At 67.4% G+C, this 22,632-nt stretch carries 18 protein-coding genes and 1 pseudogene; 5 read left to right on the top strand and 14 right to left on the bottom strand.

All coding sequences use genetic code 11. The features are described from left to right. Positions 1 to 38: 38 nt before the first annotated feature. Genes tagF through tssJ form a run of 5 tightly spaced genes read right to left on the bottom strand, consistent with a single transcriptional unit; the run spans position 39 to position 7,615 of the window. A complete protein-coding gene (tagF, locus tag JYG32_RS20595; RefSeq protein WP_213266765.1) occupies positions 39 to 734 on the bottom strand; it encodes a type VI secretion system-associated protein TagF in 696 nt (231 codons plus the stop codon). Beyond that, positions 716 to 4,342: a type VI secretion system membrane subunit TssM gene (tssM, locus tag JYG32_RS20600; RefSeq protein WP_213266766.1), complete on the bottom strand. Its 3,627-nt coding sequence runs from the start codon at positions 4,340 to 4,342 to the stop codon at positions 716 to 718. The genes tagF and tssM overlap by 19 nt, the downstream gene beginning before the upstream one ends. A 1-nt stretch (position 4,343) precedes the next feature. Next, positions 4,344 to 5,672, bottom strand: a complete 1,329-nt coding sequence (locus tag JYG32_RS20605; protein ID WP_213266767.1) for a DotU family type VI secretion system protein — start codon at positions 5,670 to 5,672, stop codon at positions 4,344 to 4,346. A 15-nt stretch (positions 5,673 to 5,687) separates the two neighbouring features. Beyond that, positions 5,688 to 7,103 carry a type VI secretion system baseplate subunit TssK gene (gene tssK, locus JYG32_RS20610; RefSeq protein ID WP_213266768.1) on the bottom strand — a complete coding sequence of 472 codons (1,416 nt, stop codon included), beginning with the start codon at positions 7,101 to 7,103 and terminating at the stop codon, positions 5,688 to 5,690. Next, on the bottom strand, positions 7,100 to 7,615 hold the full coding sequence (tssJ, locus tag JYG32_RS20615; protein WP_213266769.1) for a type VI secretion system lipoprotein TssJ: 516 nt from the start codon (positions 7,613 to 7,615) through the stop codon (positions 7,100 to 7,102). Before tssJ ends, tssK begins: the two co-directional genes overlap by 4 nt. Positions 7,616 to 8,242: 627 nt before the next feature. Here tssJ and JYG32_RS20620 point away from each other — a divergent pair. Together JYG32_RS20620 and tagH are read left to right on the top strand one after the other, a co-directional pair. Beyond that, complete coding sequence (locus JYG32_RS20620; protein WP_213266770.1) at positions 8,243 to 8,629, top strand: TssQ family T6SS-associated lipoprotein; 387 nt, start codon at positions 8,243 to 8,245, stop codon at positions 8,627 to 8,629. 48 nt (positions 8,630 to 8,677) lie between these two features. Next, complete coding sequence (tagH, locus tag JYG32_RS20625; protein ID WP_213266771.1) at positions 8,678 to 10,150, top strand: type VI secretion system-associated FHA domain protein TagH; 1,473 nt, start codon at positions 8,678 to 8,680, stop codon at positions 10,148 to 10,150. Positions 10,151 to 10,193: 43 nt separating this feature from the next. Here tagH and JYG32_RS20630 read toward each other — a convergent pair whose 3' ends face one another. Next, positions 10,194 to 10,565: a DUF4430 domain-containing protein gene (locus tag JYG32_RS20630; RefSeq protein WP_213266772.1), complete on the bottom strand. Its 372-nt coding sequence runs from the start codon at positions 10,563 to 10,565 to the stop codon at positions 10,194 to 10,196. A gap of 1,084 nt (positions 10,566 to 11,649) precedes the next feature. Here JYG32_RS20630 and JYG32_RS20635 point away from each other — a divergent pair. Next, complete coding sequence (locus tag JYG32_RS20635) at positions 11,650 to 12,699, top strand: hypothetical protein (protein ID WP_213266773.1); 1,050 nt, start codon at positions 11,650 to 11,652, stop codon at positions 12,697 to 12,699. Between the two features lie 69 nt (positions 12,700 to 12,768). On the opposite strand, the gene JYG32_RS39470 is transcribed toward JYG32_RS20635, so the two are convergent. Beyond that, on the bottom strand, positions 12,769 to 12,894 hold the full coding sequence (locus JYG32_RS39470; RefSeq protein ID WP_283842737.1) for a hypothetical protein: 126 nt from the start codon (positions 12,892 to 12,894) through the stop codon (positions 12,769 to 12,771). On the opposite strand from JYG32_RS39470, the pseudogene JYG32_RS20640 reads away from it, so the two are divergent. Then, positions 12,856 to 13,065: pseudogene (locus tag JYG32_RS20640) on the top strand (type VI secretion system-associated FHA domain protein); the annotation flags it as partial. The gene JYG32_RS39470 and the pseudogene JYG32_RS20640 sit on opposite strands and share 39 nt — an antisense overlap. 90 nt (positions 13,066 to 13,155) lie before the next feature. Then, the gene (locus tag JYG32_RS20645; protein WP_213266774.1) at positions 13,156 to 14,385 is read left to right on the top strand and encodes a phosphotransferase family protein; all 1,230 of its coding nucleotides are present in this window, start codon (positions 13,156 to 13,158) and stop codon (positions 14,383 to 14,385) included. 156 nt (positions 14,386 to 14,541) lie between these two features. Here the strand turns inward: JYG32_RS20645 and JYG32_RS20650 are convergent, their stop codons facing one another. From JYG32_RS20650 to JYG32_RS20680, 7 genes are all read right to left on the bottom strand, one after another. After that, positions 14,542 to 15,987 carry an NAD-dependent succinate-semialdehyde dehydrogenase gene (locus JYG32_RS20650; RefSeq protein WP_213266775.1) on the bottom strand — a complete coding sequence of 482 codons (1,446 nt, stop codon included), beginning with the start codon at positions 15,985 to 15,987 and terminating at the stop codon, positions 14,542 to 14,544. Positions 15,988 to 16,140: 153 nt separating this feature from the next. After that, positions 16,141 to 17,439 carry a c-type cytochrome gene (locus tag JYG32_RS20655; RefSeq protein WP_213266776.1) on the bottom strand — a complete coding sequence of 433 codons (1,299 nt, stop codon included), beginning with the start codon at positions 17,437 to 17,439 and terminating at the stop codon, positions 16,141 to 16,143. Between the two features lie 15 nt (positions 17,440 to 17,454). Further along, positions 17,455 to 19,674, bottom strand: coding sequence for a xanthine dehydrogenase family protein molybdopterin-binding subunit (locus JYG32_RS20660; protein WP_213266777.1), 2,220 nt, complete (start codon positions 19,672 to 19,674; stop codon positions 17,455 to 17,457). Position 19,675: 1 nt separating this feature from the next. Next, positions 19,676 to 20,131 (bottom strand): (2Fe-2S)-binding protein, encoded by a 456-nt coding sequence (locus tag JYG32_RS20665; RefSeq protein ID WP_213266778.1) that lies wholly within the window; start codon positions 20,129 to 20,131, stop codon positions 19,676 to 19,678. Positions 20,132 to 20,272: 141 nt separating this feature from the next. Then, entirely contained in the window at positions 20,273 to 20,572 is a 300-nt protein-coding gene (locus JYG32_RS20670) for a putative quinol monooxygenase (protein WP_174379624.1), read from the bottom strand. Positions 20,573 to 20,665: 93 nt separating this feature from the next. Then, positions 20,666 to 21,724, bottom strand: a complete 1,059-nt coding sequence (locus tag JYG32_RS20675) for an NADP-dependent oxidoreductase (protein WP_213266779.1) — start codon at positions 21,722 to 21,724, stop codon at positions 20,666 to 20,668. Between the two features lie 234 nt (positions 21,725 to 21,958). Further along, complete coding sequence (locus tag JYG32_RS20680; RefSeq protein WP_174379622.1) at positions 21,959 to 22,579, bottom strand: TetR/AcrR family transcriptional regulator; 621 nt, start codon at positions 22,577 to 22,579, stop codon at positions 21,959 to 21,961. Positions 22,580 to 22,632 lie beyond the last annotated feature (53 nt).

The raw sequence follows: 22,632 nt of genomic DNA on the forward strand, positions 1-22,632 counted from the left end.
CGCCGCGCCCGGCGGCTCGCCGACCTTTGGCCGGGCCGCTAACCGCCGCCGAACAGCGTCAGGAACAGCGCGTTGTCGGGCGTGCCCGTATGCGCATGCGTGCGCGGCGGCGATCCGTCGGCGCGGTTGGTCCACCAGAAACTGGTCCCGCCGTGCGGATCGAAATAACCGGACAGCCCGGGCCACGCGGCGGGCGCCGGCTGTTCCGGCAGCGTCGCCGGCGTGCCGCCAACGCGTTCCGCGTACCGGCCGCCGCCCGGTACGAGCCGCACGCGTTCGAGCGTCCGCTCGAGATCGCCCGGCGCGCGCGCATGGCGGATCGCGTCGAGCAGCGCATGGCCGACCTGCCAGTAGAACGCGTCGGCGGCGTCCGGCAGCCCGTTCCAGTAATCGGTCGCGCGCATCGGCAGCGTGACGAGCACCGGGTAGTAGCGCCCCACGCGGTCGCAGCTCGGCGCGAGGCAGCCCGGCTGCACGCACGACGCGCCGGCGCCCGCCGGGATCAGGAAATTCCAGACCGGCGCGACCGTGTAATGGCGCTCGATCTCGTCCGCGCCGCGCTGGCGCATCGCGGCCATCCCCTGCTGGAGCCAGCGTTCCCACCAGAGCGCGAGCGCATGCGGCAGCCGGCTGTTCACGAAGTCGCCGGCGCCGGGAATCTTCCCGTACCAGGCCGGCGCGTCGCCGGCGGTGCTCGTGAGCGGCGGTGTGGGGCTCATTGCTTCGGAGGGCATGTAAAGGACTCCATCTGGGCCAGCCTGAACGGGTTGCGGACGCTGCCCGCATTCACCTGCAGCACGATCGGTTTGCCGTCGACCGTGAAGCGCGCCATCATCTGGTCCGAGCCGCGCCCGGCCGACACGGCCGCGCGGTCGAACAGCCGGTGCAGCGCCCACGGCCCGTCGGTCGTGAAGCCGTCGGCCGCGCCGGCCTGTCCCGACACCTGCAGCCGCACCTGGTTGCTGCCGCGCGGGCCCGGCCAGTCCACCGCGCTCTGCACGAGCGGGCCGTGCGCGTAGCGGACGATCTGCCCGTCGACGTCGAGCACCATCTCCGTGATCGACGGGTCCATTTCGAGCGGCTGGATCTGCACCTTCAGTTGCGCGGTGCGCGCACCGCTGCCGAAATACACGTCGCGGATCACCGCGGCCTTTTCGAACGACGCGAGCATCGCGGCCGCCGACGGATCGGCGTCCGCATTGCGGTTCGCGAAGCGCCACGGGTGCGACGTCGTATCGACGATCGACTGCAGGTTCTTCTGGAAGAAATCGTCCATCAGCCCGCCCGGCGCGAACATCTGCGCGAAATCCGCCGGCGCGACGTCGCGCGACGATCCGCGCGCGAACGGATAGCGGCCCGCGATCGCCTGCCGGCAGAAATCGCCGACATTCGCGCCGGCCCGCAGCGCGACGCTGCGCTGCTCGACGGTCGCCACGCTGCCGTTCGCGACGTTCGACAGGTCGTCGAGCACTTCGCGGAACGGTGTCGGCAGGCGGCCGGCCTGCGCGCGCAGCCGCGCGGGCGCATCGGACGGCGGCGGCTGCGCGCCGCTGCGCAGCGCGTCGTCGGTGGCCGTCAGGTACGTGTAAAGCGCGTCGATCGACTTCAGCACCGCGTCGAATCCCTGCGCCTGGTCGCCGCTGCCCGGCGCGAACGCGCGGAACCCGGCGAAGTGGCTGTCGACCACCTGCTCGGGGCTCGCGGGCGCCGCCGCGGACGGATTCGCGTCGCTGGCCTGGCCCGCGAAGATCTGCGACAGCGAGCTGCGCGCCTCGTCGACCTTGTCCTGCGCACGCGATGCGAGATTGCGCGCCCCGCCCGGCGCATCGCCGAGCGCCGTGTCGCGCGCGAGCGCGCCCATCAGCCGCGTGAGCGGCGAATCGGCCGACGACAGCGCGCGTGCCACCTGGATGCTCTGCGCGAGCGTGGCCGTGCGCTGCAGCTTGATGTCGGCGAGATAGTCGTCCCAGATCTTCAGGTAGTCGTTCAGGTAAAGCTGGCGGATATCGCGCGCCCACGCGGCCGCGTCGTTCGGCCCGGGTATCTCCGACAATCCGAGGTTCAGCACCCACACTTCCTCGCGCCCGTACGCGTCGACCTCGCCGGTCAGGCGCGGCGCGAACACGTTGCGATAGCCGTTGCGCGTATAGAGGCCCGGCACGCCCTCCGACAGCGGCTTGCCGCTCTGGCGGCGGAACACCAGCGACGCGTCGGGGCCGACCGCGCGCGCGACGCTGAAGTCGAACGCGGACGTCGCCGGGCGCAACGTGCGCGTGAGCTGCCGGTACAGCCGCTGCGAGAACGGCACCTGCCGCAGCCGGTCGCGCACGTCGGCCACGAGCCGCTCGTTCATCGGATACGGCGACACCGCGACGCGGTTGCCGAACAACGCGGAGAGATGCGCGCGCAGCGCGGAACGTTCGGCCGGCGAGAAATCCGGAGGCAGCGAGCGTTCCATTTCCAGATCGACGACGGCCTGCACGAACGCGGGATCGTAGTGCGCGCTGTCGTACAGCATCAGGTATGCCTTCAGCGCCGCGTACGCGTAGTCGGTTTCGTCGGGCCGCGCGTCGCGCAGCGCGGCCTCCATCCGGCTCGCGGCGATCGGCAGCAGCACGTCGTTGAGCGCGCGCCGGTACACGGCATCGACGGCCTCGTCGATCTTCTCGCCCTGGAACAGCCCCCACCGATACGCGAGCGGCGGATGCTGCAGGTCGACGCCGCCCGCGTTCGCGAGACCGCCGAGCGCGTCGAGCACGGGCAGCAGCCGGGCGATGTCGGCCGCGTCGGAGAATTTCGCGCCGGCGATCTGTGAATCGACGGCCGGCACGCGCGCGGCGATCTGGTCGAGATACGCGCGGTTGTTCGCATAGCTGCGCAGCCACGCGACCAAGACGGCCACGCATACCAGCGCGAGCAGCACGTAGCCGGCGATCTGCAGCACGCGCCGCTTCTGATGCCAGCGCAGGTCGCTGCCGGCGAGCGAGGCTTCGCGAAAGATATGTTCCTGCAGCAGCGACTTCAGGAAGAAGCTGCGCCCGGTCGAGCCGACCTGTGCGACCGGCGGCACGCCCTCGATCTTCAGGAAGCGCTTGATGCCGCTCATCACGCGATCGAACGCGGTGCCCTCCTGCGTGCCGCTCGTCAGGTAGACGCCGCGCAGCATCGGCATCGGTTCGTAGCTCGAGACGGAAAACACCTCGGCGACGAACTGGCCGAGCATGTCCTGCAGGTCGGCGATCTGCTGCGGCAGCAGGTACGTCATTTCGCGCTGGCGCGCATCGGTCTGCGCGGCGAGCAGTTCGGGCAGCCCGTCGTTCAACCGTTGATGCAGCAGCCGGTATTCGCGGTCGAATGCCGCGCGCAGGTCGAAGCCGGGCGCTTCGCTCTGCGCGAGCGGAAACGTGAAGCCCCACACCTGCGCGCATTCCGTGCGGCCGTAGCTGCTGAAATACTCGGCGAAGCCCGCGAGCAGGTCGGCCTTCGTCACGAGCAGGTACACGGGAAAACGGATGCCGAGCTGCGCGCGCAGTTCGAGCAGCCGCTTGCGCAGCACCATCGCGTGTTGCGTGCGTTCGGCTTCCGACGCGCCGAGCAGGTCGGCGACGCTGATCGTCAGCATCGCGCCGTTCAGCGGCTGGCGCGTGCGGTATTTCTTCAGCAGGTCGACGAAGCCTTTCCACTCGGCTTCGTCGAGCGCGCGGTTGCCCTCGTGTGTCGTATAGCGGCCGGCCGTGTCGATCAGTACCGCGTCGTTCGTGAACCACCAGTCGCAGTGCCGCGTGCCGCCCACGCCGCGAATCGCCGCGCGGCCGAACTGCTCGGCGAGCGGAAAGCTGAGCCCGGAATTCACGAGCGCGGTCGTCTTGCCCGAGCCCGGCGCGCCGATGAATACGTACCACGGCAACTGATACAGATACTGGCGCGACATCCGGTCGAACCAGCGCGGCAGGCCCTTGCGCACGGCATCGGCCTGCCCGAAGCGGACTTTCTTCAGCAGCGTCGCGGCTTCGTCGAAACGGCTGCGCAGTTCGTCGAGTTGCGCTTTCGCCGGATCGTCGGCGGTGGCCGGCCCCGGCACGGCCTCGCGAAGCTGGTTCAGCAGTTGCGCGTTGAGGCGACCCGCGCGCCAGCTTCGCCACGCGACGCGCGCGCCCCACGCGGCGAACAGCACCGCGATCGTCAGCCCGCGCGCCCAGCCGCTTTCGAGCGGCCGGATTTCGGCGAACGCGAACAGCGGGCCCGCGAGCCACACGAAGCACGCGAGCACGACCAGACCGGCGAAGGTCCAGATCTCCCGCGACGGCAACGGCCGGACGAAACGCGCGACAGCCTGGTTCATATCAGTTGGCCCCCTGCGTCGCGCCGACGGCGGCGCTGCCGGGCGCCGGCAGCAGCGTGATCTCGACGCGCCGGTTCAGCGCGCGGTTTGCCGGCGAATCGTTCGGCGCGACCGGATCGAGCGTGCCGCGCCCTTCCGCCGCGAGCCGCTCCGGATGGTCGAGCCGCACGGCGATCATGCTGCGCACGGCTTCCGCGCGTTCGCGCGACAGGTCCCAGTTCGACGCGAAGCGCGCGGTATGCACGGGCGTGTCGTCGGTATAGCCGGTCACGCGCACGTTGCCGGGCACCTTGTTCAGCGCATCGGCGACGCGCGCGAGCACCGGCACGTAGCGGTCGATCACCGAGGTCGAACCGGACTTGAACAGCCCGTCGCCGCGCAGCACGATCACGCTGCGATCGGCATCGTCGCGCACTGACACGAGGCCGGCCGCGATTTCGGGTGCCAGGAATTTCGCGATGCGCGGCGCGGGTGCCGGGCGCGGCGGCGCCTGCGCGGGCTGCAGTTTCGGCACGTGCAGCGCGTCGATCGACGCGAACACTTGATCCGAATGCCCGGCGAGCGCGATGCGCAGCCCGACGAACACGCCGAAGCCGATCAGCAGCGCGAGCGCCACGCACACCCACAGCGGCACGACGAAACGGCGCGCGACATCACGCGTGACGACGTCGCGCCAGTGCGGCGACAGCGCGGGATCGAATTCGCCGCGCACCGAGCGGATCGTCTGCGCGAGCTGGCGGCGCAGCCCGTCGAGCTGCGCGTGACCGTTGTCGAGCACGCGATAGCGGCCCTCGAAGCCGAGCGCGAGACAGAAATACAGCAGCTCGAGCAGGTCGAGATGCTGGCGCGGCTGCTGCGACAGGCGTTCGAGCAGGTGGAAGAATTTCTCGCCGCCCCAGGTTTCGTTGTGGAACGACACGAGCAGGCTGTGCGACGACCACACGCTGCCGCCCCACGGCGTCAGCGCGGCCGCTTCGTCGAGCGCCGTGCACAGGCAGTAGCGCGCGCCGATGATCGCCTCGGACGGCACGCCGGCTTCCTGCGCGCGCGCCTCGAACTGGCGGATCTCGACGACGAGATGCTCGCGCAGCCACGCCGGATTCGGATGATGGACGGTCGAGCGGATCTGCGGCACCAGATTGAGCAGCGGGTTCGCGGCCGCGACGAGCGGGTTCGTGCCGCTCGCGGCCCAGCGGCCGGGCCGCGGCTGCGTGGCCGTCGGCCCGGCCGCGCCGGACGAACCGGACGCGGCGGCCGGATGCATGCCGCCCGGATTCGGCGGCACGAATCCGCCTGCGCCGGTGGCGATCGAATCGGAGGAAGTATTCATCGCGATGCCCCGCCCTCACCCGCGTATCGCCCAGAACTCCATCGAGAGCCCAGGAAATTCGCCGGCGAAATGAAATGCGAGACCGCCGGAGCGCGCCAGTTGCTTCCACAGGTCGCTGCCCTTGTCGATCTCGAAGTACGTATGACCCGCGTGATACGGGATCTGCCGCGGCGCGACCGGCAACTGGCGCATCGTGATGCCCGGCAGTTGCAACTGCACCAGATCGCGGATCCGCTCGACGGGCCCGAGCTTCGCCTGTGCGGGAAAGCGCGCGCGCAGGCTGTCGGCCGGCACGTCCGCGCGCACCGCGAGCACGAAGCCGGCCGTGTCGCGCAGCGCCGGGTCGGCCAGCGTCGCGACCCGGATGCCGTTGCCCGCGTCGCGCAGCTCGATCTGGATCGCGTTCTGTTCGAGCACCGTCGACAACGACCGGCGCAATTCCGTCATCAGTTCCGCGAAGCTCGTGCGCAGGTCGTCGTGCACGTAGACCGCGAGCGACTGCGGGCGGCGGCCGGCCGCCGTGAACGTGCTCAGGTCGCACGCGAGCTTCAGCCAGTCGCAGAACAACGCTTCCGGATGCGTCGACACGTGCTGCTGTGCATGCCAGGTCAGCGCGAGATAGCGGTTCACGAGCTGCAGCAGCAGGAAGTCCGCGACTTCCGACACGCCGCCGCGCCCCGGCTCCGACAGCCGTTCCGCGAGCGCCTCGCTGCGCTGCGTGAGCAGCGCGTGCAGCTCGCGCGCATACGCCAGCAACACGGCATCGTGCTGCGCGACGAGCCGAGGCGGAATATAGCCGCCGTCGACGAGCAGCCGCGCGTCGGTGCGCCGCTCGACGACCCGTGCGACGCCGAGCGCGTGCCAGTCGCCGGTCAGTTCGGCTTCGAACATCAACCGCACGTTCAGGCGCCCCGTCTGCAGCAGCGCGGGGCCGAGCGCGACCGCGTTCGCGTCGGCCACTTCGTATTCGCGCACGACGTAGCGCGCAACGTCTGCGTTGCCGTTTACGCCATTGCCGCCATTGCCGCCGTTCGCGCCGTTTCCAGCGCCTGCGCCGAACGACACCTCCTCGCCGCCGCCGCGCCACAGCGGCAGCGCGAGCACGACGAGCTGGTCCTTCGCGTCGGCCGGTACGTCGAGCGGTTCGGGGAGATCGTCCGGATGCGCCAGGTCGAATGGCGTGCCGTCGCGCATCACGCCCGACGCGGCGCGCAGCGCGACCTTGCCGAGCGCGAGCTGCTCGCGATCGATTTCCAGCGTATCGAAGCCCCAGTAGAAGCCCTGCAGCGGCAGGCAGCGCAGCGCGACGTAGCGTTCCCAGTGCCGTTCGAGCTGCTGGAAATGCTGCGGCCGCAGGAACATCCCCTCGGTCCACACCACGCGCTGGCGGAGTGCCGCGATCGGCGTCGCGGACATCGTCGGTTCGGTCATGGGCGCCCCCGCGCGTCGTTCAGCACGATGCCGCCGTTGCGGACCGCGACCGACAGCTTCAGCTCCCCCGGCGACGTCTGCCAGAACTTGTAGAGGTTGAGCTGCTTCGCGCGCGGCAGCGGCACCGTCAGCCGCCAGCGGTTCTTTTCGAGCATCCGGTATTCGGCGATCACGCCGATCGCGCCTGCCTCGACGTTGCCGCGATAGTGCAGCGTGCGCGATTCGCCCGGCCGCAGGATCACGCGGTCGGTGCCGAGCAGGTCCGCGCCGAGCACGTTCTCGGGCTTGTCCTGCAGCGAGAAGAAATCCGCGCTGTCGAACGCCGACGCCGCGCGAAGCTGGAACACCTTCAGCACGATCGGCGAAGGCTTGCGATTCATGTCAGGGTTGACGTCCGGCGCAACGTCGACCGTGATCGCATACGGCACCGCGGCCGCGTGCTCCGTTGCGCCGCACCCCGGCAACAGCAATGCGCATCCCCATACGATGAAACTGCTCGACCGCCATTGCATATTCCACCCTCGCCACCCAATAGCCATCCGCCGGTTTCCAGGTTCGGAACCGGTTGATCGGATCAAAAAAGGGACAATTAATTGACCGGTAATTATGTAATTTGCATATCCTTCCGTTGAAGTTTTTTCCGGCAGATTGTTCTTGTGAAAAGCCGGGACAAATCATCCAGGGTTTATGAAAGTTGAATTATCGAGGCGACAGGTAATTGAATCGAGATTGGTTATTAATCGAAAACACTTGCCCGACCGGTTCGCCGTGGCGGCCCGGTTCTATTGCGTGGACACCTGTCGGATGGGCGCGGGGCGCAAGCCGGCCGCCGGGCAAGGGCTGCTCGCGACGCTGATGGTGTGCCAGGCTGTTCGTGTCGCCCGAACGGACGGTGCGGTTTTTCGTGCATTGACGAGCGCTGACCAAACAACTGACGAATCCGAAAAACACAGCGAACTATAGGTCGTTTTTTAAGATTAACAAGCCCTGAAATTCGTAGTCTATTTTCAGGTTCAAATGGAATCGGATCGATCAGTTGAAACAAAACGTAACAGCGATATCGATGCCGATGATTGGCACTAGAATCCAACAGCGCTTGTGCGTCACCGTCCAATTACGCCAAAAACTTTATTTCAAAAATGAAAGGCCGTTCATCGCTCGTGCTTTTCCTCGGCGCCTTGTTGCTGGGGGCTGGCGGGTGCAGCACGTCCCCGACCCAGTCGGCCGCGCATGCGACGGTCGACAGCGCGCGCGCCGCGTATGGCGCCGGCGACTACGGGCGCACGATCGCGCTGCTGAGCCACGCGAAGGAGATCGACGGCGCCGACACCGACACGCAGGTCGCCGCGCACAAGCTCCTTGCGTTCAGCTATTGCGTGACGAACCGCGTCGCGCCGTGCCGCGCCGAGTTCTCGAAGATTCTCGACCTCAACCCGCGCTTCGACTTGTCCCCCGCCGAGAAGGGGCATCCGGTCTGGGGGCCCGCGTTCGAATTCGCGCGCCGCAGACATGCGTCGTCATCCTGAACGAACCGGTTTCCACGCGAGCGCTTCATCTACCGAGCGACGTATGACATGCAACTGATCGTGATCGAACATGCCGGCGAACCGGTCGAAAACGACTCCCACGACGCCGTCGTGTTTCATCCGCCGGGCGGCACCATCGGCCGGGCCAGCGACAACCATCTGGTGCTGCGCGACGACACGCGGCAGATTTCGCGGCTGCAGGCGCTGCTGCAGGTCGGCGACGACGCGTGCCTGCTGAAGAACCTGAGCAGCGTGTCGACGATCGAGGTGAATCGCGAGCCGGTCGGCTATGCGCAGGAACGCCCGCTCAATACCGGCGACATCATCCGCATCGGGCCGTACGTGCTGCGGGCCGAACGCGATGATGGCGGTGATGGCGGCGACGCGCCGGTCATCGACATGGCGCCCGATACCGGTGTGCATGGCGACAGGCGCGGCGCGGCGGAGGCTGCCGCATCGTTGAAACCTTCGCCTACGCCATCACCCTCGCCTTCGCGCGACGACACGAAAGGCGCTGGCAACCGGCTGTGGGGGCTGCTCCAGGATCGTCTCGCCCCGCGCGGCAAGGCGGCGGACGTCGGTATCGGGCCGGGTGGTCCTGCCCGAGCGGACGCGGCGCAGCCGGCGAACCGTGCCGCGCAGCAGGGCGAGCCATCCGCACCGTCGCAGCGCGACCTGAATCAGCTGTCGACTGATCCGCTCGACCTGTTCGCGCAGTCGTCCGCCGATATCGGCGCATCGGGTGCGGCACCGTCGACCGATCACGGCAAGGCGGATCGCGAAGCGTCGTCCGCGACGCAGGCCGACCACGCGCCCGAGTGGACGCAGCACGTGCGCGTGCAGCCGGCGGCCGCGCGCGCCGATGTGCAGCCGGCCGACGAACCGGTGCCGCATGCCGCGCGCGCGCCGGCGCCGCCGACACCGGACGAACTGCTGAACGCGTTCTTCGAAGGCGCGGGGCTCGATACGGCCGCCGAATCGCATCAGTGGTCGGCCGAGCAGCTCTATATCGCGGGCCAGTTGCTTGCGCTGTTCGCGAACGGCACGGTCGAGCTGCTGTCGTCGCGCAGCATCCTGAAGCGCGAGGTGAAGGCGCACATGACGATGCTGCTCGATCGCGAGAACAATCCACTGAAGCTGCTGCCCGACGGCGGCGCCGTGCTGCGGCAGATGTTCGGGCTACCGCTGCCGGGCTTCATGTCGCCGCAGAGCGCGGTCAGCGATGCGTTCCAGGATCTGCACGCGCACCAGATCGGCATGGTCGCCGGCATGCGCGCTGCGCTGATGGATCTGCTGACGCGTTTTTCGCCGCAACGGCTGCGCGAACGCGACGATGCGATGCGCTGGTACGAGAAGCGCGTGCCCGCGCTGTACAAGGCGCGGATGTGGGATCGCTACGCGGCGACCCATCGCGATACGGTGTTCGCGATCGAGGACGATTTCGCATCGGTATTCGGCAAGGCGTTTCTGGCGGCGTACGACGCGGAAGTGGAAAGCTATCGGGGGAGCGGCCGGCATTGAAGGGGCCGATGCCGGCCGCGTTGCGTGGATCGCGTGACGAACGTCAAACCAGCGGCGGATGAACGGCCTGCTTCAAGCCGCTCGAGTAGTGCTTGTAGTCCCAGGCCACGCTATCGCCGGGTTGCAGCGTGTAGACCGCACATGAGACGTCGGGCATGTGGCCGTTGACGAAATACACCCACCAGTAGCCGTTGCCGCCCTGGTTGGCCTCTACTCCACCCAAGGCCGTAATGAACAGGCTCGCGCCCGAACCCTGCCATTGCGGGTTGAGAACGGGCGACACGCCGTCGGCCGTCAGCAGATCGAATACGGTTGTCACGCCGGGGGCAATCGCGATGCTGTCGTTCGCTTGCCACGGCGGATTGTGAAATTCCGAACCCCAATCGACGAATTGATTCGCTACCGAATTGGCCATGAAGATATCTCCGTAGTGGTGGTTAATGCCTGAACTGCGCCCCTCTGCTCTTTTTCGTTGTTCGTTGAAAGTGCCAGGTTTTGACCTGGGTGCCGGAAAGCTGTATCGATCGTTTGCTGATCGATCAATTCAAGCCGATCGCCGAATCACAGGCAGACTGTTTCAATCAAATGGCGTCGCTCGGTGATTGTTGCAAGTTCTGTCGGCATGATCCCCGTTTCGTATGGCGCATTTTCCGTTCTTCTATTACTGGCGCCTTTGCCGTCCGTGAAATCCTGATATTCGTATTGATCAGAGAATAGGCGATGGACCGCCCCCCGGCAATGACAGTCACTCGACTAGTCCGGGTTCGCTTCACCGCGGACGTCGCTCGTCACGACAAACAAAGGAACCCTGACGATCACGGGTGCCAACGGCGCGCTCGGTGTGGCGACTGCACGGCTTCGCCCGCGATGGCTGAAGACGGCTGGCGATGCAAGGGGCGACGGAACTGAGCTGGTTTTCGATGCTGTCGATCCGCTTGGTATGCCGTGTCGCGAGTTCAGGATTATCCCACTCGAGCCGGTCGTTGTTCCGCACGGATTCCCGGAGCTGTATCTCGCCATAGAAGTTAGCCGGCGCCGCTTCGAAAGCCCGCTGGCGCGCGACTCGAGTAACTCGGCGCACCGATTGGCCGGAAGTGCTTCAGACAGGTGTTGAATGCACATTGGGAACTGGAATCTACTATTGAAGGGCCGTCGCCCCCAATTCGACAGGGATTACGGCCGATATTTTTCCCTGTTCCTCGTGCCGGGTTCTACACGGATTTCCTCACTGCTCAATCAAGAAGCGAATCAGAAAATAGCCAATGGACCGGCGGCCCGTAATACCGCTCGGGCGTGACTAACGCCCAGCGGCACAGCGCCCCTCCGCTCCCCGGGCAGGTCACAACAGATCGCCCCGAACGTCCCTTTCTCCTGTGTCCTTCACCCCACGATGTCGGGCAGCGCTTTCGGCCCATAGGCCGTCTACGTGCGCCTGCTTATCGTTGGCGCATGCCCGCTCGTGGGCCCTCTCCCATCCACGAAATCACTGGAGCCCGTTCATGGATATCGATCGTAACCTTATCGGCGGCCCCCTGGGGATCGCCGCATGTTCGTTTGCCGCCGCACTTTCTTTCGCCACGCAGGCGCAGGGGGCGACCGCCTGCTATGCCGTCGACATGCGCGGATCGCCGCTCTACGTGACGTCGAATGTGTTGCGCGAAGCCGCGCTCAAGGTCGCGAACGCGCGAGTCACCGTCATCGAGAATACGCCGTTGACGCCGGTAACGCCCCCGCCCGACCCGAAACGTTGCGACGGGGCGAACGATCACCTTCCTGCGGCCGGTCCCGGCACCCGCAACTACTTCGGCAATGTCGTGAGCCCGTTGAAGTTCCTGCGTCTCGCGGCGTATCAATGCGCGGGAGCCGGAAACCAGAGTCAGTTCTTCTCGATGAACGAGGCCATTTATTATCGCCAGTGTGGAGGCGGGCAATACTCGAACTACATTCACTTCTGGGGACGCGCGAACGGGAACCCGAGCACGTGTTTCGCCAGCGACTACCCGACGATGTTTGCCAAGGCCACCAAAGACAGGAAGCCGGAGGACCTGCTCAACGCGATGAAGACGGTTTACTCGGGCGGCCTGAGTGGAACCGACGCGAACGATCAGGCGCTCGGCAACGCGATGGCGGCGATCCTGATCGCCGAAAGCAATCGCGACTATCTGGTCAACCTCGAGAACTACATGCTGATGGACCTGGCCGACGTGAAGAAGGCCAAGCCGGAGCAAATCATCGGGGGCCACTGCGTGCCGAATGCCGAGTCCTGCCAGAACCGCGGTGAGTCGCAGAACGGCAAGCACCCGATCGCGTGGGGCGGAGCGCAGGAAACCATGATGGTGAACGGCTGGGGCCAGGGGGCAGGTGCCAATAGCGCCTTCGGCATGATATTCGAAGGCAATCTGTCGGCCGAATGGGCAGTCGCGAAAGGAAAGGTCGCAAGCGCGAAGGCCGCCGAATGCGGCAGGGTTCCGCTAACCTACGGAAATCTGAACGCCGACCAGCAGAAGGCAGTGAAAGGCGTCTTTGAAGGCATTCTGCCGGCCCGCTGAGGTTCGCCGTCGGTCAACCGCCGCCGCCCCATACGCGGAAGCGGCGGCCTCACTACACTCAAGCTGTTGTCAAACCGCCATCACCGTCGCCGACTTCGTCACGAGATACGGCTCGAGCGCTTCCGACCCGTAGCCCGAGTCCGTCACGCCGCCGAACGGCATTTGTGCGAACGCGACGATGCGATGCGCTGGCACGAGAAGTGCGTGCCCGCACTGTACAAAGCGCGGATGTGGGATCGCTACGCGGCGACCCATCGCGATACGGTGTTCGCGATCGAGGACGATTTCGCGTCGGTGTTCGGCAAGGCGTTTCTCGCGGCGTACGACGCGGAAGTGGAAAGCTATCGCGGCAGCAGCCGGCACTGACTCGCGTCACCGCGTAACCCCCGTAGCCGCGCATTCGCGAATTGGGATACGCTCGCCCTGCACAGGCAATCGACGCCGGTCAGGAGCGAAATGAGCACGATGACGGGAACCCTCGATTCAGCGGCACCGCCGCCGCGTGTCGCGAGGCTGGTGCTGGTGACGCCGGATGGCGCGGTGGTCGGTTGCCTGCCGCCGATGCCTGTCGCCGTCCCGTGGTGGCAGGAAGTCGAGTCGGTCGTACGTGCCGCGCGCGAACGCCATGGCGTCGACGTGACGATCCTGCGCCTGCTGGAAACCGTTCGCGACCGGGCGCCCGGCGGCGAAGTCACCTACCTGGCCGAGATTTCGGAACCCGTCCCGGCCGAATCCTGGGCAGGGAACATCGAGCCCCATTCGCTGCGCCGAAGTTACGCGCGGCCGGGCGGCCCCGCGGCCGATCTCGGCTGGGCGGCGCGCGTGCTCGCCGGTCACGGCCTGTCGCCTACCGCCAAACCCGTGCAGGTTCGCACCTGGAATCTCTCCAGCGTCTGGCGCATCCCGATCGGGGCGCAATCGGCATGGCTGAAAGTGGTGCCGCCCTTCCTCGAACACGAAGGCCGCGTCATCACTGCGCTGGCCGGCCGGCGCGTGCCGACGCTGCTGGGGTACGACGAATGCGGACGCATTCTGCTCGCGGAGATCCCGGGCGACGACCTGTTCGACGCAGCGCTGCCGCAACTGCTCGACATGGTGACGCTGCTGGTCGACATACAGGCTTCGTGGATCGACCGCGTCGACGAATTGCACGCGATGCGATTACCGGACTGGCGCGGCGCGGGTCTGGCCGCCGATATCGCCGATGTCGTCGAACGGAGCGGCGAAGGGCTGTCGCGCAACGAACGTGCGTCGCTACGGCATTTCGTCAGCGGTCTTGCGGCACGGTTTGCCGGGATCGATGCATGCGGATTGCCGAATACGCTGGTACATGGCGACTGCCATCCCGGCAATTTTCGCGGTACGCGATCGGAGCTCACGCTGCTTGATTGGGGCGACAGCGGCATCGGCCACCCGTTGCTCGACCAGTCCGCGTTTCTCGACGCCGTTCCGCGCGACTACGCGGCGGCGATCAAGGATCACTGGAATCGCGAATGGCTGGCGAAGGTGCCGGGCTGCGACCCGGTGCGCGCCGCCGCCCTCCTCGCACCGATCGCCACGGCCAGACGGGCGGTGATCTACCAGCGATTCATCGACAATATCGAGCCGTCGGAAGAGATCTACCATCGCGGCGATCCGGCCGACTGGCTGGGCCAGACCGCGGCGCTGGTCGCGACGCAGGGCTGAACGCGGGATTGTCTTCGCCGATGCTGTGAATCGTGAATCGCCACGGCATGGAAATGTGAAAACAAAGAAAAAACGGCGCAGGCCGGGCACGATACCCGACCTGCGCCGCTCACGCGCGCCGCACGAACGGCGGGCGCACATGCGGACGCTCGACCGTCAGACGGCCATCACCGTCACCGACTTCGTGACGAGGTACGGCTCGAGCGCTTCCGGCCCGCCTTCTGACCCGTAGCCCGAGTCCTTCACGCCGCCGAACGGCATTTCCGGCCACGGCGTGGCCGGCTGGTTGATCCACAGCATCCCGACTTCGAGGCGCTGCGTGAGCAGGTGCACGTTCGCGAACGAACGCGTGAACGCGTAGCCGGCCAGCCCGAACGGCAGACGATTCGCTTCCGCGATCGCGTCCTCGAGCTTGTCGAAGCCGCGGATCGCCGCGACCGGGCCGAACGGCTCGTTATTGAACACGTCCGCTTCGAGCGGCACGTTCGCGATCACGGTCGGCGCGAAGAAGTTGCCTGCCGAGCCGAGCCGCTCGCCGCCCGTCTCGATGCTCGCGCCAACCTTGCGCGCGTTCTCGACGACCGATGCCATCGCGGTCAGCCGGCGCGGGTTCGCGAGTGCGCCGAGCGTCGTGCCTTCCTCGAGGCCGTTGCCGACCTTCAGCCCTTCGGCATGCTTGACCAGCGCACGCGTGAATTCGTCGCGGAGGCTGTTGTGCACGAGGAAGCGCGTCGGCGAAATGCAGACCTGGCCCGCGTTGCGGAACTTCGCGCCGCCGGCGGCCTTCACCGCGAGCGCGACGTCGGCGTCTTCGGCGACGATCACCGGCGCGTGCCCGCCCAGCTCCATCGTTGCGCGCTTCATGTGCTGGCCCGCGAGCGCGGCGAGCTGCTTGCCGACCGGCGTCGAACCCGTGAACGTGACCTTGCGGATCACCGGGTGCGGGATCAGGTACGACGAGATTTCGGCCGGATCGCCATACACGAGGCCGATCACGCCGGCCGGCACGCCTGCGTCGACGAACGCGCGCAGCAGCGCGGCCGGCGATGCGGGGGTTTCCTCCGGCGCCTTCACGAGGAACGAGCAGCCGGTCGCGAGCGCGGCGCTCAGCTTGCGCACGACCTGGTTGACCGGGAAATTCCACGGCGTGAACGCGGCGACCGGGCCGACCGGCTCCTTGACGACCGTCTGCTGCGCGCCGAGGTTGCGCGGCGGCACGATCCGGCCGTACACGCGACGGCCTTCGTCCGCGAACCATTCGATGATGTCGGCCGCCGACAGCACTTCGACGCGTGCTTCGGTGAGCGGCTTGCCCTGTTCCTGCGTCATCAACTGCGCGATCGCGTCGGCGCGTTCGCGCACCAGCGCGGCCGCCTTGCGCATCGTTGCCGCGCGTTCGTGCGCGGGCACCTTGCGCCACGTTTCGAAGCCGCGCTGCGCGGCGGCGAGCGCGCGGTCGAGATCGGCGATGCCCGCGTGGGCCACCTTGCCGATTGCGTTGCCGGTCGCCGGGTTCACGACGTCGATCGTCTTGCCGCTCGCGGCGTCGACCCACTCGCCGTCGATCAGCAGTTGCGTATCCGTATAAGTCACGTTAGCCATCCAGACACCCCTACATTGCGTCGATAAAACGCGCGCTGCCGCGAACGGCCACGCGCCGGTTGACAGAAAGAGCCAGGCCGCCGGGGTTGACACCCCCCGGCGGTATGGACGGCAGGCACACCGGCCTGCCGTCGTTCCGCATGGCGCCGCCGCTCAGCGTGCGGCCGCCGTCGTCTTGCGGAGTTTCGCGACGTCCGCCGCCTGCACGGCCGGCGCGCCGTTGTTCCAGCCGGCGCGCATGAACGTCAGCACGTCGGCGATCTGCCGGTCGTTCAACTGGTTCGAGAACGCCGGCATCGGATACGCGGACGGCACACCGTCGATCACGAGCGTGTCGCTGCCGTTCAGCGTCACGTTGATCAGCGACGATGCATCGGTCTCGAGCACGTTCGGATTGCCGGCGAGCGGGGCGAGCAGCGGCGCGTAACCGCGCCCGTCCGCGCCGTGGCAATGCAGGCAGTAAGCGTTATACACCTTCGCGCCCGGATCGGCCGCCGGCCGGCCCAGCACCACCTGCGTCGCCTTCGGATCATAGCTGTACGGCGGCGCGCCCGTGCCGCCCGCGGCCGGCAGCGATTTCAGGTAGCGCGAAATCGCCGCCAGATCGTCGTCGTTCAGCGCCTGCGTGCTGTGGTTGATCACGCTCACCATCGAGCCGAACGCGGTCGCATGCCGGTTCGCGCCGGTCTTCAGGAACTGCGCAACGTCGGCCTCGTTCCAGCGGCCGAGCCCCGTGTTGTGCTCGCCGGTCAGGTTCGACGCGAACCAGTTGTCGATCGCCGCGCCCGACAGGAATGCCGTGCCGCCTTCGTCGAGCGCCTTCTCCTGGAAGCCGACGCCGCGCGGCGTGTGGCACGATCCGCAGTGCCCGAGCCCCTGCACGAGGTACGCGCCGCGGTTCCACATCGCGTCCCTGGCCGACTTGTCGGCATACGGCGTCGTGTCGAGGAACACCGCGTTCCACAGCGCGAGCGGCCAGCGCATGTTGAGCGGCCACGGGATGTCGGACGGTCGGTTCGCCTGCTTCACCGGTTCGACGCCGTGCATGAAGTACGCGTACAGCGCCTTCACGTCGTCGTCCTTCAGTTTAGCGTACGACGGATACGGCATCGCCGGATACAGGTGATGGCCGTCCTTCGCGACGCCCGCGCGCAGCGCGCCGGCAAACTCGGCTTCCGTGTAGCCGCCGATGCCGGTGTCCGGATCGGGCGTGATGTTGGTCGTGTAGATCGCGCCCATCGGCGTGACCATCTTCAGGCCGCCGGCGAACGGCGTGCCGCGCGGCGCGGTGTGGCACGCGACACAGTCGCCCGCTTTCGCGAGATAGGCGCCGCGCGCGACGAGCGCGCTGTCGGCCGGCGCCGTCTGCGCGGCGTGCGCGGCGTGCGCGGCCGGGCCGGCCAGCAGCGCGAGCAGCGATGCGCCGAGCGTGTTCAGGGTCAGGTTTCGCATGTTCGTTCCCTCCCCTCAGGCCGTCTTCAACTGGTTGCCGACCGGCAGCTTGCGCAGCCGCGTGCCGGTTGCCGCGAAGATCGCGTTCGACAGCGCCGCCGCGGTTGCGGCCGTGCCCGGTTCGCCGATCCCGCCCGGCGCTTCGCCGCTCTTCACCAGATGCACGTCGATCGGCGGCGTCTCGTTGATCCGCAGCATCCGGTAGTCGGTGAAGTTGCTCTGCGTCACGCGGCCGTCCTCGATCGTGATCTCGCCGTACAACGCGCCCGTGATCCCGAAAATGATGCCGCCCTGCACCTGCGCCTCGATCGTGTTCGGGTTGACGAACATCCCGCAGTCCACCGCGCACACGACGCGCTTGACCTGCACCTCGCCGTCGTCCACCGCGACGTCGATGACGATCGAGAAGAAGCTGCCGAACGCGTGCATCACCGACACGCCGCGCCCTTGCCCCTTCGGCAGCGACGGGCCCCAGCCGGCCGCCTTGGTCGCCACGTCGAGCACGTTGCGCGCGCGCGGCGTCTTGCCGAGCAGCGCGCGGCGGTATTGCACGGGGTCGGTCCTGGTCTGCGCGGCCAGCTCGTCGATGAAGCTCTCGACGACGAAGGTGCTGCGCGTCGGCCCGACGCCGCGCCAGAACGCGGTCGGCACGTGGCGCGGCTCCTGCCGCACGTAATCGATCAACTGGTTCGGCAGGTCGTACGGCAGGTCGGTTGCGACCTCGATCGCGTCGGGATCGACGCCGTCCTTGAACGCGGGCGGCGCGAAGCGCGCGAGGATCGACGATCCGACGATCCGGTGCTGCCACGCGACCGGCTTGCCGTTCGCGTCGAGGCCGGCCGAGATCCGGTCGTAGTAGTACGGCCGGTACATGTCGTGCTGGATGTCTTCCTCGCGCGTCCAGATGACCTTCACGGGCGCGTTGACTTGTTTGGCGATCTTCACCGCCTGGCCGATCATGTCCGTCTCGAGCCGCCGGCCGAAGCCGCCGCCGAGCAGGTGGTTGTGCACGACGATCTTGTCCGGCGGAAAGCTCGTGAGCTGCTGCACGGTATCGCGCGCCCGCGTCGGCACCTGCGTGCCGACCCAGATCTCGCAGCCGTCGCCGCGCACGTGCACCGTGCAGTTCACCGGTTCCATCGTCGCGTGCGCAAGGAACGGCTGCTCGTAGACGGCGTCGACGCGCGTCTTCGCATCCGCGAACGCCTTGCCGACGTCGCCGTCCTTGCGTGCGACCGCGCCCTTGCCGTTCGCCGCGGCCTGCGCGAGATCGGCGACGATATCCTTCATCGACACCTTCGCGTCCGCGCCTTCGTTCCACTTCACGATGAGCGCCGATGCGCCGCGCTTCGCGGCCCACGTGTGATCGCCGACCACCGCGACCGCGTTGTCGGCACGCACGACCTGGCGCACGCCGGGAATCTTCTTCGCGGCGGTATCGTCGACGCTTGCAACCGTGCCGCCGAACACCGGGCTGTTCACGATCACCGCGTACAGCATGCCCGGCAGGCGCACGTCGAGCCCGAACTGCGCGGTGCCGTCGACTTTCTCCGGCGAATCGAGGCGCTTCGCGGGCGTGCCGATCAGCTTGAAATCCTCCGGCTTCTTCAGCGCGACGTCCTTCGGCACCGGCAGCTTCGCCGCGGCGTCGGCGAGCTGGCCGTACGACGCGCGCCGGCCGCTCGGCGGGTGCTGCACTTCGCCGTTCGCCGCACGGCAGGATGCCGGATCGACACTCCATTGCTTCGCGGCCGCCGCGACCAGCAGCGTGCGCGCCGTTGCGCCCGCACGGCGCAGCGGTTCCCATGCGTAGCGCACCGACGTCGAGCCGCCGGTGAGCTGGCCGCCGAGCAGCGGGTCGAGGAACAGCTTCTCGTTCGGCGGCGCATGATCGAGCGTCACGCTCGACAGCGGCACTTCGAGCTCCTCGGCGATCAGCATCGGCAGCGCCGTATAGACACCCTGCCCCATCTCGACCTTCGGCATCACCAGCGTGACCTTGCCGCTGCGGTCGATCTGCACGAACGCGTTCGGCGCGAATATGCCGGCGCGCGCGGTTTCATCGCCGTCGCCGCCGATCACCGAACGGCGCGTGTCGTCGCCCGCCGCCGGCAGGCTGAAGCCGAGCAGCAAGCCGCCGCCCGCCGCCGCGCCGAGCGACACGCCGAACTTCAGAAACGACCGGCGCGACACGCCTGCGCCGGCCCGACCTGCTTCGATCAGTCCTCGCGACATGTCAAGCCTCCTTGGCGGCTTGTTTGACGGCCGCGCGAATCCGGTTGTACGTGCCGCAGCGGCAGATGTTGCCGGCCATCGCCGCGTCGATGTCGGCGTCGCTCGGGTTCGGGTTCGATGCGATCAGCGCGGTGGCCGCCATCACCTGCCCCGACTGGCAGTAGCCGCACTGGACGACGTCGAGCTCGCGCCACGCCTGCTGGACCTTGCGGCCGGCCGGCGTCGCGCCGACGGCTTCGATCGTCGTGATCCTGCGGCCCGCGACGGCCGCGACCGGCAGCACGCACGAGCGCGCGGCGACGCCGTCGAGATGCACGGTACATGCGCCGCATTGCGCGATTCCGCAACCGAACTTCGTACCGGTGAGGCCGACGACGTCGCGCAGCACCCAGAGCAAGGGCATGTCGTCCGGGGCGTCGACCGTGCGGGCTTCGCCGTTGATGTTGAGGGTGACCATTCAGCCTCCGGGGCCGGTGTATTGGGGAAGCGGCGCGCATGCCGCGCCGCGCGGTGTCGTCGTTGTCATCGCCGTCGCGCGGTACGCGACGGGTGCCGCGCGGCCCGGGTGGGGACGGGCCGCGGCGGTGGTCCTGCGTCGTTACTCGGCCACGTCGATGCCCGACAGCACCTTGATGACCGGCGGCGCCGTGAACCAGTCGGCCGACTTCGTGCGGAATTCGCCGAAATACGGGCTGGCGAGGTGCGCGTCGAATGCGGCCTGGTCGTCGTAGATCTCGTACACGTGCAGGTTCGGCGAGCCGTCTTGCTCGCGGAACAGGTCGTAGCGCCGGTTGCCCGGCTCGGTGCGCGTCTTGACGACCATGCTGCGCAGTTCGGCCTCGGCGGCCTGTGCGTGTTCGGGTTTCAGGAACAGGGAAGCAATCACGTGAAGCGCCATCTTGTCACTCCTTTCGAAACGGAATCGAGCATGCCACAAGCCGGCGTCGCGCGACGCCAGCATGCAACCGTTGTGTACCGCAGTGCCGTGGCATCAGGCCAGTTCGTCCGGGCCCACGCGCACGACGACCTTGCCGAAATTCTTGCCGGCCAGCAGGCCGATCAGCGCTTCCGGTGCGTCGGCCAGATCGGGGACGACATCTTCCAGCGTCTTCACCTTGCCCTGCGCGACCCATTCGCTCATTTCCTTCAGGAACGGCGCATAGCCGGTCGCATAGTGATCGAGGATGATGAAACCCTGCACCCGGATGCGCTTGCGCAGAATCGTACCCATCAGCGCCGGCACGCGATCACGGCCGGTCGACACCGCGGTGTCGTCGTATGCCGTGTCGTTGTAATGCGCAATGATTCCGCACACCGGCACGCGCGCGTGATCGTTGAGCAGCGGCCACACCGCGTCGAACACCGCGCCGCCGACGTTCTCGAAATAGACGTCGATGCCGTTCGGGCACGCGTCCTTCAGCTTCGCGGCAAACGCCGGATCGCGATGGTCGACGCACGCGTCGAAGCCGAGCGTGTCGGTCACGTACGCGCACTTGTCGGCGCCGCCAGCGACGCCGATCACGCGGCAGCCCTTCAGCTTCGCGATCTGGCCGACGGCCGAGCCGACCGCGCCGCTGGCGGCCGCCACGACCACGGTTTCGCCGGCCTTCGGTTCGCCGATCTTCAGCAGCCCGGTGTACGCGGTGAAGCCCGGCATGCCGAGCACGCCGAGCGCGTACGACGGATGCGCGAAGTCGCGGCCGAGCGGAATCAGGTCGCGGCCGTCGGACAGCGCATAGTCCTGCCAGCCGGCGCCCGCGACGACGAGGTCGCCTTCGCGGAACGCGGGCAGGTTCGACGACACGACGCGGCTGACCGTGCCGCCGGCCATCACGCCGCCGAGTTCGACCGGCGCGGCATAGGACGGCGCGTCGCTCATCCGGCCGCGCATGTACGGGTCGAGCGACAACCAGACCGTGCGCAGCAGCACCTGGCCGGCGCCGGGCGTCGGCACGTCGCCGGACGCGGTGCGGAAGTTGCCCGGCGTCGGCGCGCCGACCGGGCGCGAAGTCAGGATGATCTGGCGGTTTGCGATCTTGCTTTGCGGCATGTGAGTCTCCGTCAACAGGAATAAACGTGCTTCGTGGGCACGATCGGATCAGGGATGGACCAGCAGAAGACGCGCACCCGTGGCAGCGTCGGCGGTCAGGCCGTCACTGCCGCACGTGTGCGGTTGGAACAATCGGGACAGCGTAACGCGGAGCGAGGCGTTCGTCATGCGCGTATAAGTAGACCAGTCGTCTAGAATCAGGGCAAAAACAAGGCGCGCCAATGCGCGCCCGGGTTACGACTGCGCTCCATCATGCGCGGCCGGCGGCAGGTTCAGCATGCGCCGCGTTTCGACCATCGCCCTTTCGAGCGGTTTGCGATTGCGGTGAATCTTTTCCAGCAGCGTTGCGCCCAGCCACAACTCGTAAAGGATCGCGGCCGTGTGCGGCGGATCGTCGACCGCGCTCAGCGAACCGTCGGCGAGCCCTGCCTCGATGCCGCCCGCGAGCCGCTCGATGATCGCGCTCGTGCCACGCCGCAGCACCGCGCGCATCGCCTCCGACAGGTCCGCCACTTCCGCGCCGAGCTTCACCGCGAGGCACTTGCCTTCCGGATCGTCCGCGCATTGCGTGTGCAGCCAGTTGCCCCAGTACGTCATCAGGCGCTCGGCGCCCGTGCCGGCCCGATGCTCGAGCAGGTTGTCGAGATGCGCGAGATAGCCTTCGAAATACGCGTCGAGCAGCGCTTCGCCGAATGCCTCTTTCGAGCCGAAGTAATGGTAGAACGAGCCCTTCGGGATGCCCGCCGCAGCGAGAATCTCGTTCAGGCCGACCGCCGAGAACCCCTTGTGGAGCATGATCGGCTTCGCGATATTCAGGATGTGCTGGCGGACTTCCGCGCCCGAAGATGCATTCATGATGGCGTATGGTAGCAACGATTAGACCGGTCGTCTAGTAAGGTCGAGCCGGC

The sequence above is a fragment of the Burkholderia pyrrocinia genome (assembly GCF_018417535.1).
GTDB classification, from domain to species: Bacteria; Pseudomonadota; Gammaproteobacteria; order Burkholderiales; family Burkholderiaceae; genus Burkholderia; species Burkholderia pyrrocinia_E.

Excerpts from the sequence above, each read along its gene's own strand:
- tagF (WP_213266765.1), bottom strand. The coding sequence starts at position 734 with ATGCCCTCCGAAGCAATGAGCCCCACACCGCCGCTCACGAGCACCGCC.
- tssM (WP_213266766.1), bottom strand. The coding sequence starts at position 4,342 with ATGAACCAGGCTGTCGCGCGTTTCGTCCGGCCGTTGCCGTCGCGGGAG.
- JYG32_RS20605 (WP_213266767.1), bottom strand. The coding sequence starts at position 5,672 with ATGAATACTTCCTCCGATTCGATCGCCACCGGCGCAGGCGGATTCGTG.
- tssK (WP_213266768.1), bottom strand. The coding sequence starts at position 7,103 with ATGACCGAACCGACGATGTCCGCGACGCCGATCGCGGCACTCCGCCAG.
- tssJ (WP_213266769.1), bottom strand. The coding sequence starts at position 7,615 with ATGCAATGGCGGTCGAGCAGTTTCATCGTATGGGGATGCGCATTGCTG.
- JYG32_RS20620 (WP_213266770.1), top strand. The coding sequence starts at position 8,243 with ATGAAAGGCCGTTCATCGCTCGTGCTTTTCCTCGGCGCCTTGTTGCTG.
- tagH (WP_213266771.1), top strand. The coding sequence starts at position 8,678 with ATGCAACTGATCGTGATCGAACATGCCGGCGAACCGGTCGAAAACGAC.
- JYG32_RS20630 (WP_213266772.1), bottom strand. The coding sequence starts at position 10,565 with ATGGCCAATTCGGTAGCGAATCAATTCGTCGATTGGGGTTCGGAATTT.
- JYG32_RS20635 (WP_213266773.1), top strand. The coding sequence starts at position 11,650 with ATGGATATCGATCGTAACCTTATCGGCGGCCCCCTGGGGATCGCCGCA.
- JYG32_RS20645 (WP_213266774.1), top strand. The coding sequence starts at position 13,156 with ATGAGCACGATGACGGGAACCCTCGATTCAGCGGCACCGCCGCCGCGT.
- JYG32_RS20650 (WP_213266775.1), bottom strand. The coding sequence starts at position 15,987 with ATGGCTAACGTGACTTATACGGATACGCAACTGCTGATCGACGGCGAG.
- JYG32_RS20655 (WP_213266776.1), bottom strand. The coding sequence starts at position 17,439 with ATGCGAAACCTGACCCTGAACACGCTCGGCGCATCGCTGCTCGCGCTG.
- JYG32_RS20660 (WP_213266777.1), bottom strand. The coding sequence starts at position 19,674 with ATGTCGCGAGGACTGATCGAAGCAGGTCGGGCCGGCGCAGGCGTGTCG.
- JYG32_RS20665 (WP_213266778.1), bottom strand. The coding sequence starts at position 20,131 with ATGGTCACCCTCAACATCAACGGCGAAGCCCGCACGGTCGACGCCCCG.
- JYG32_RS20670 (WP_174379624.1), bottom strand. The coding sequence starts at position 20,572 with ATGGCGCTTCACGTGATTGCTTCCCTGTTCCTGAAACCCGAACACGCA.
- JYG32_RS20675 (WP_213266779.1), bottom strand. The coding sequence starts at position 21,724 with ATGCCGCAAAGCAAGATCGCAAACCGCCAGATCATCCTGACTTCGCGC.
- JYG32_RS20680 (WP_174379622.1), bottom strand. The coding sequence starts at position 22,579 with ATGAATGCATCTTCGGGCGCGGAAGTCCGCCAGCACATCCTGAATATC.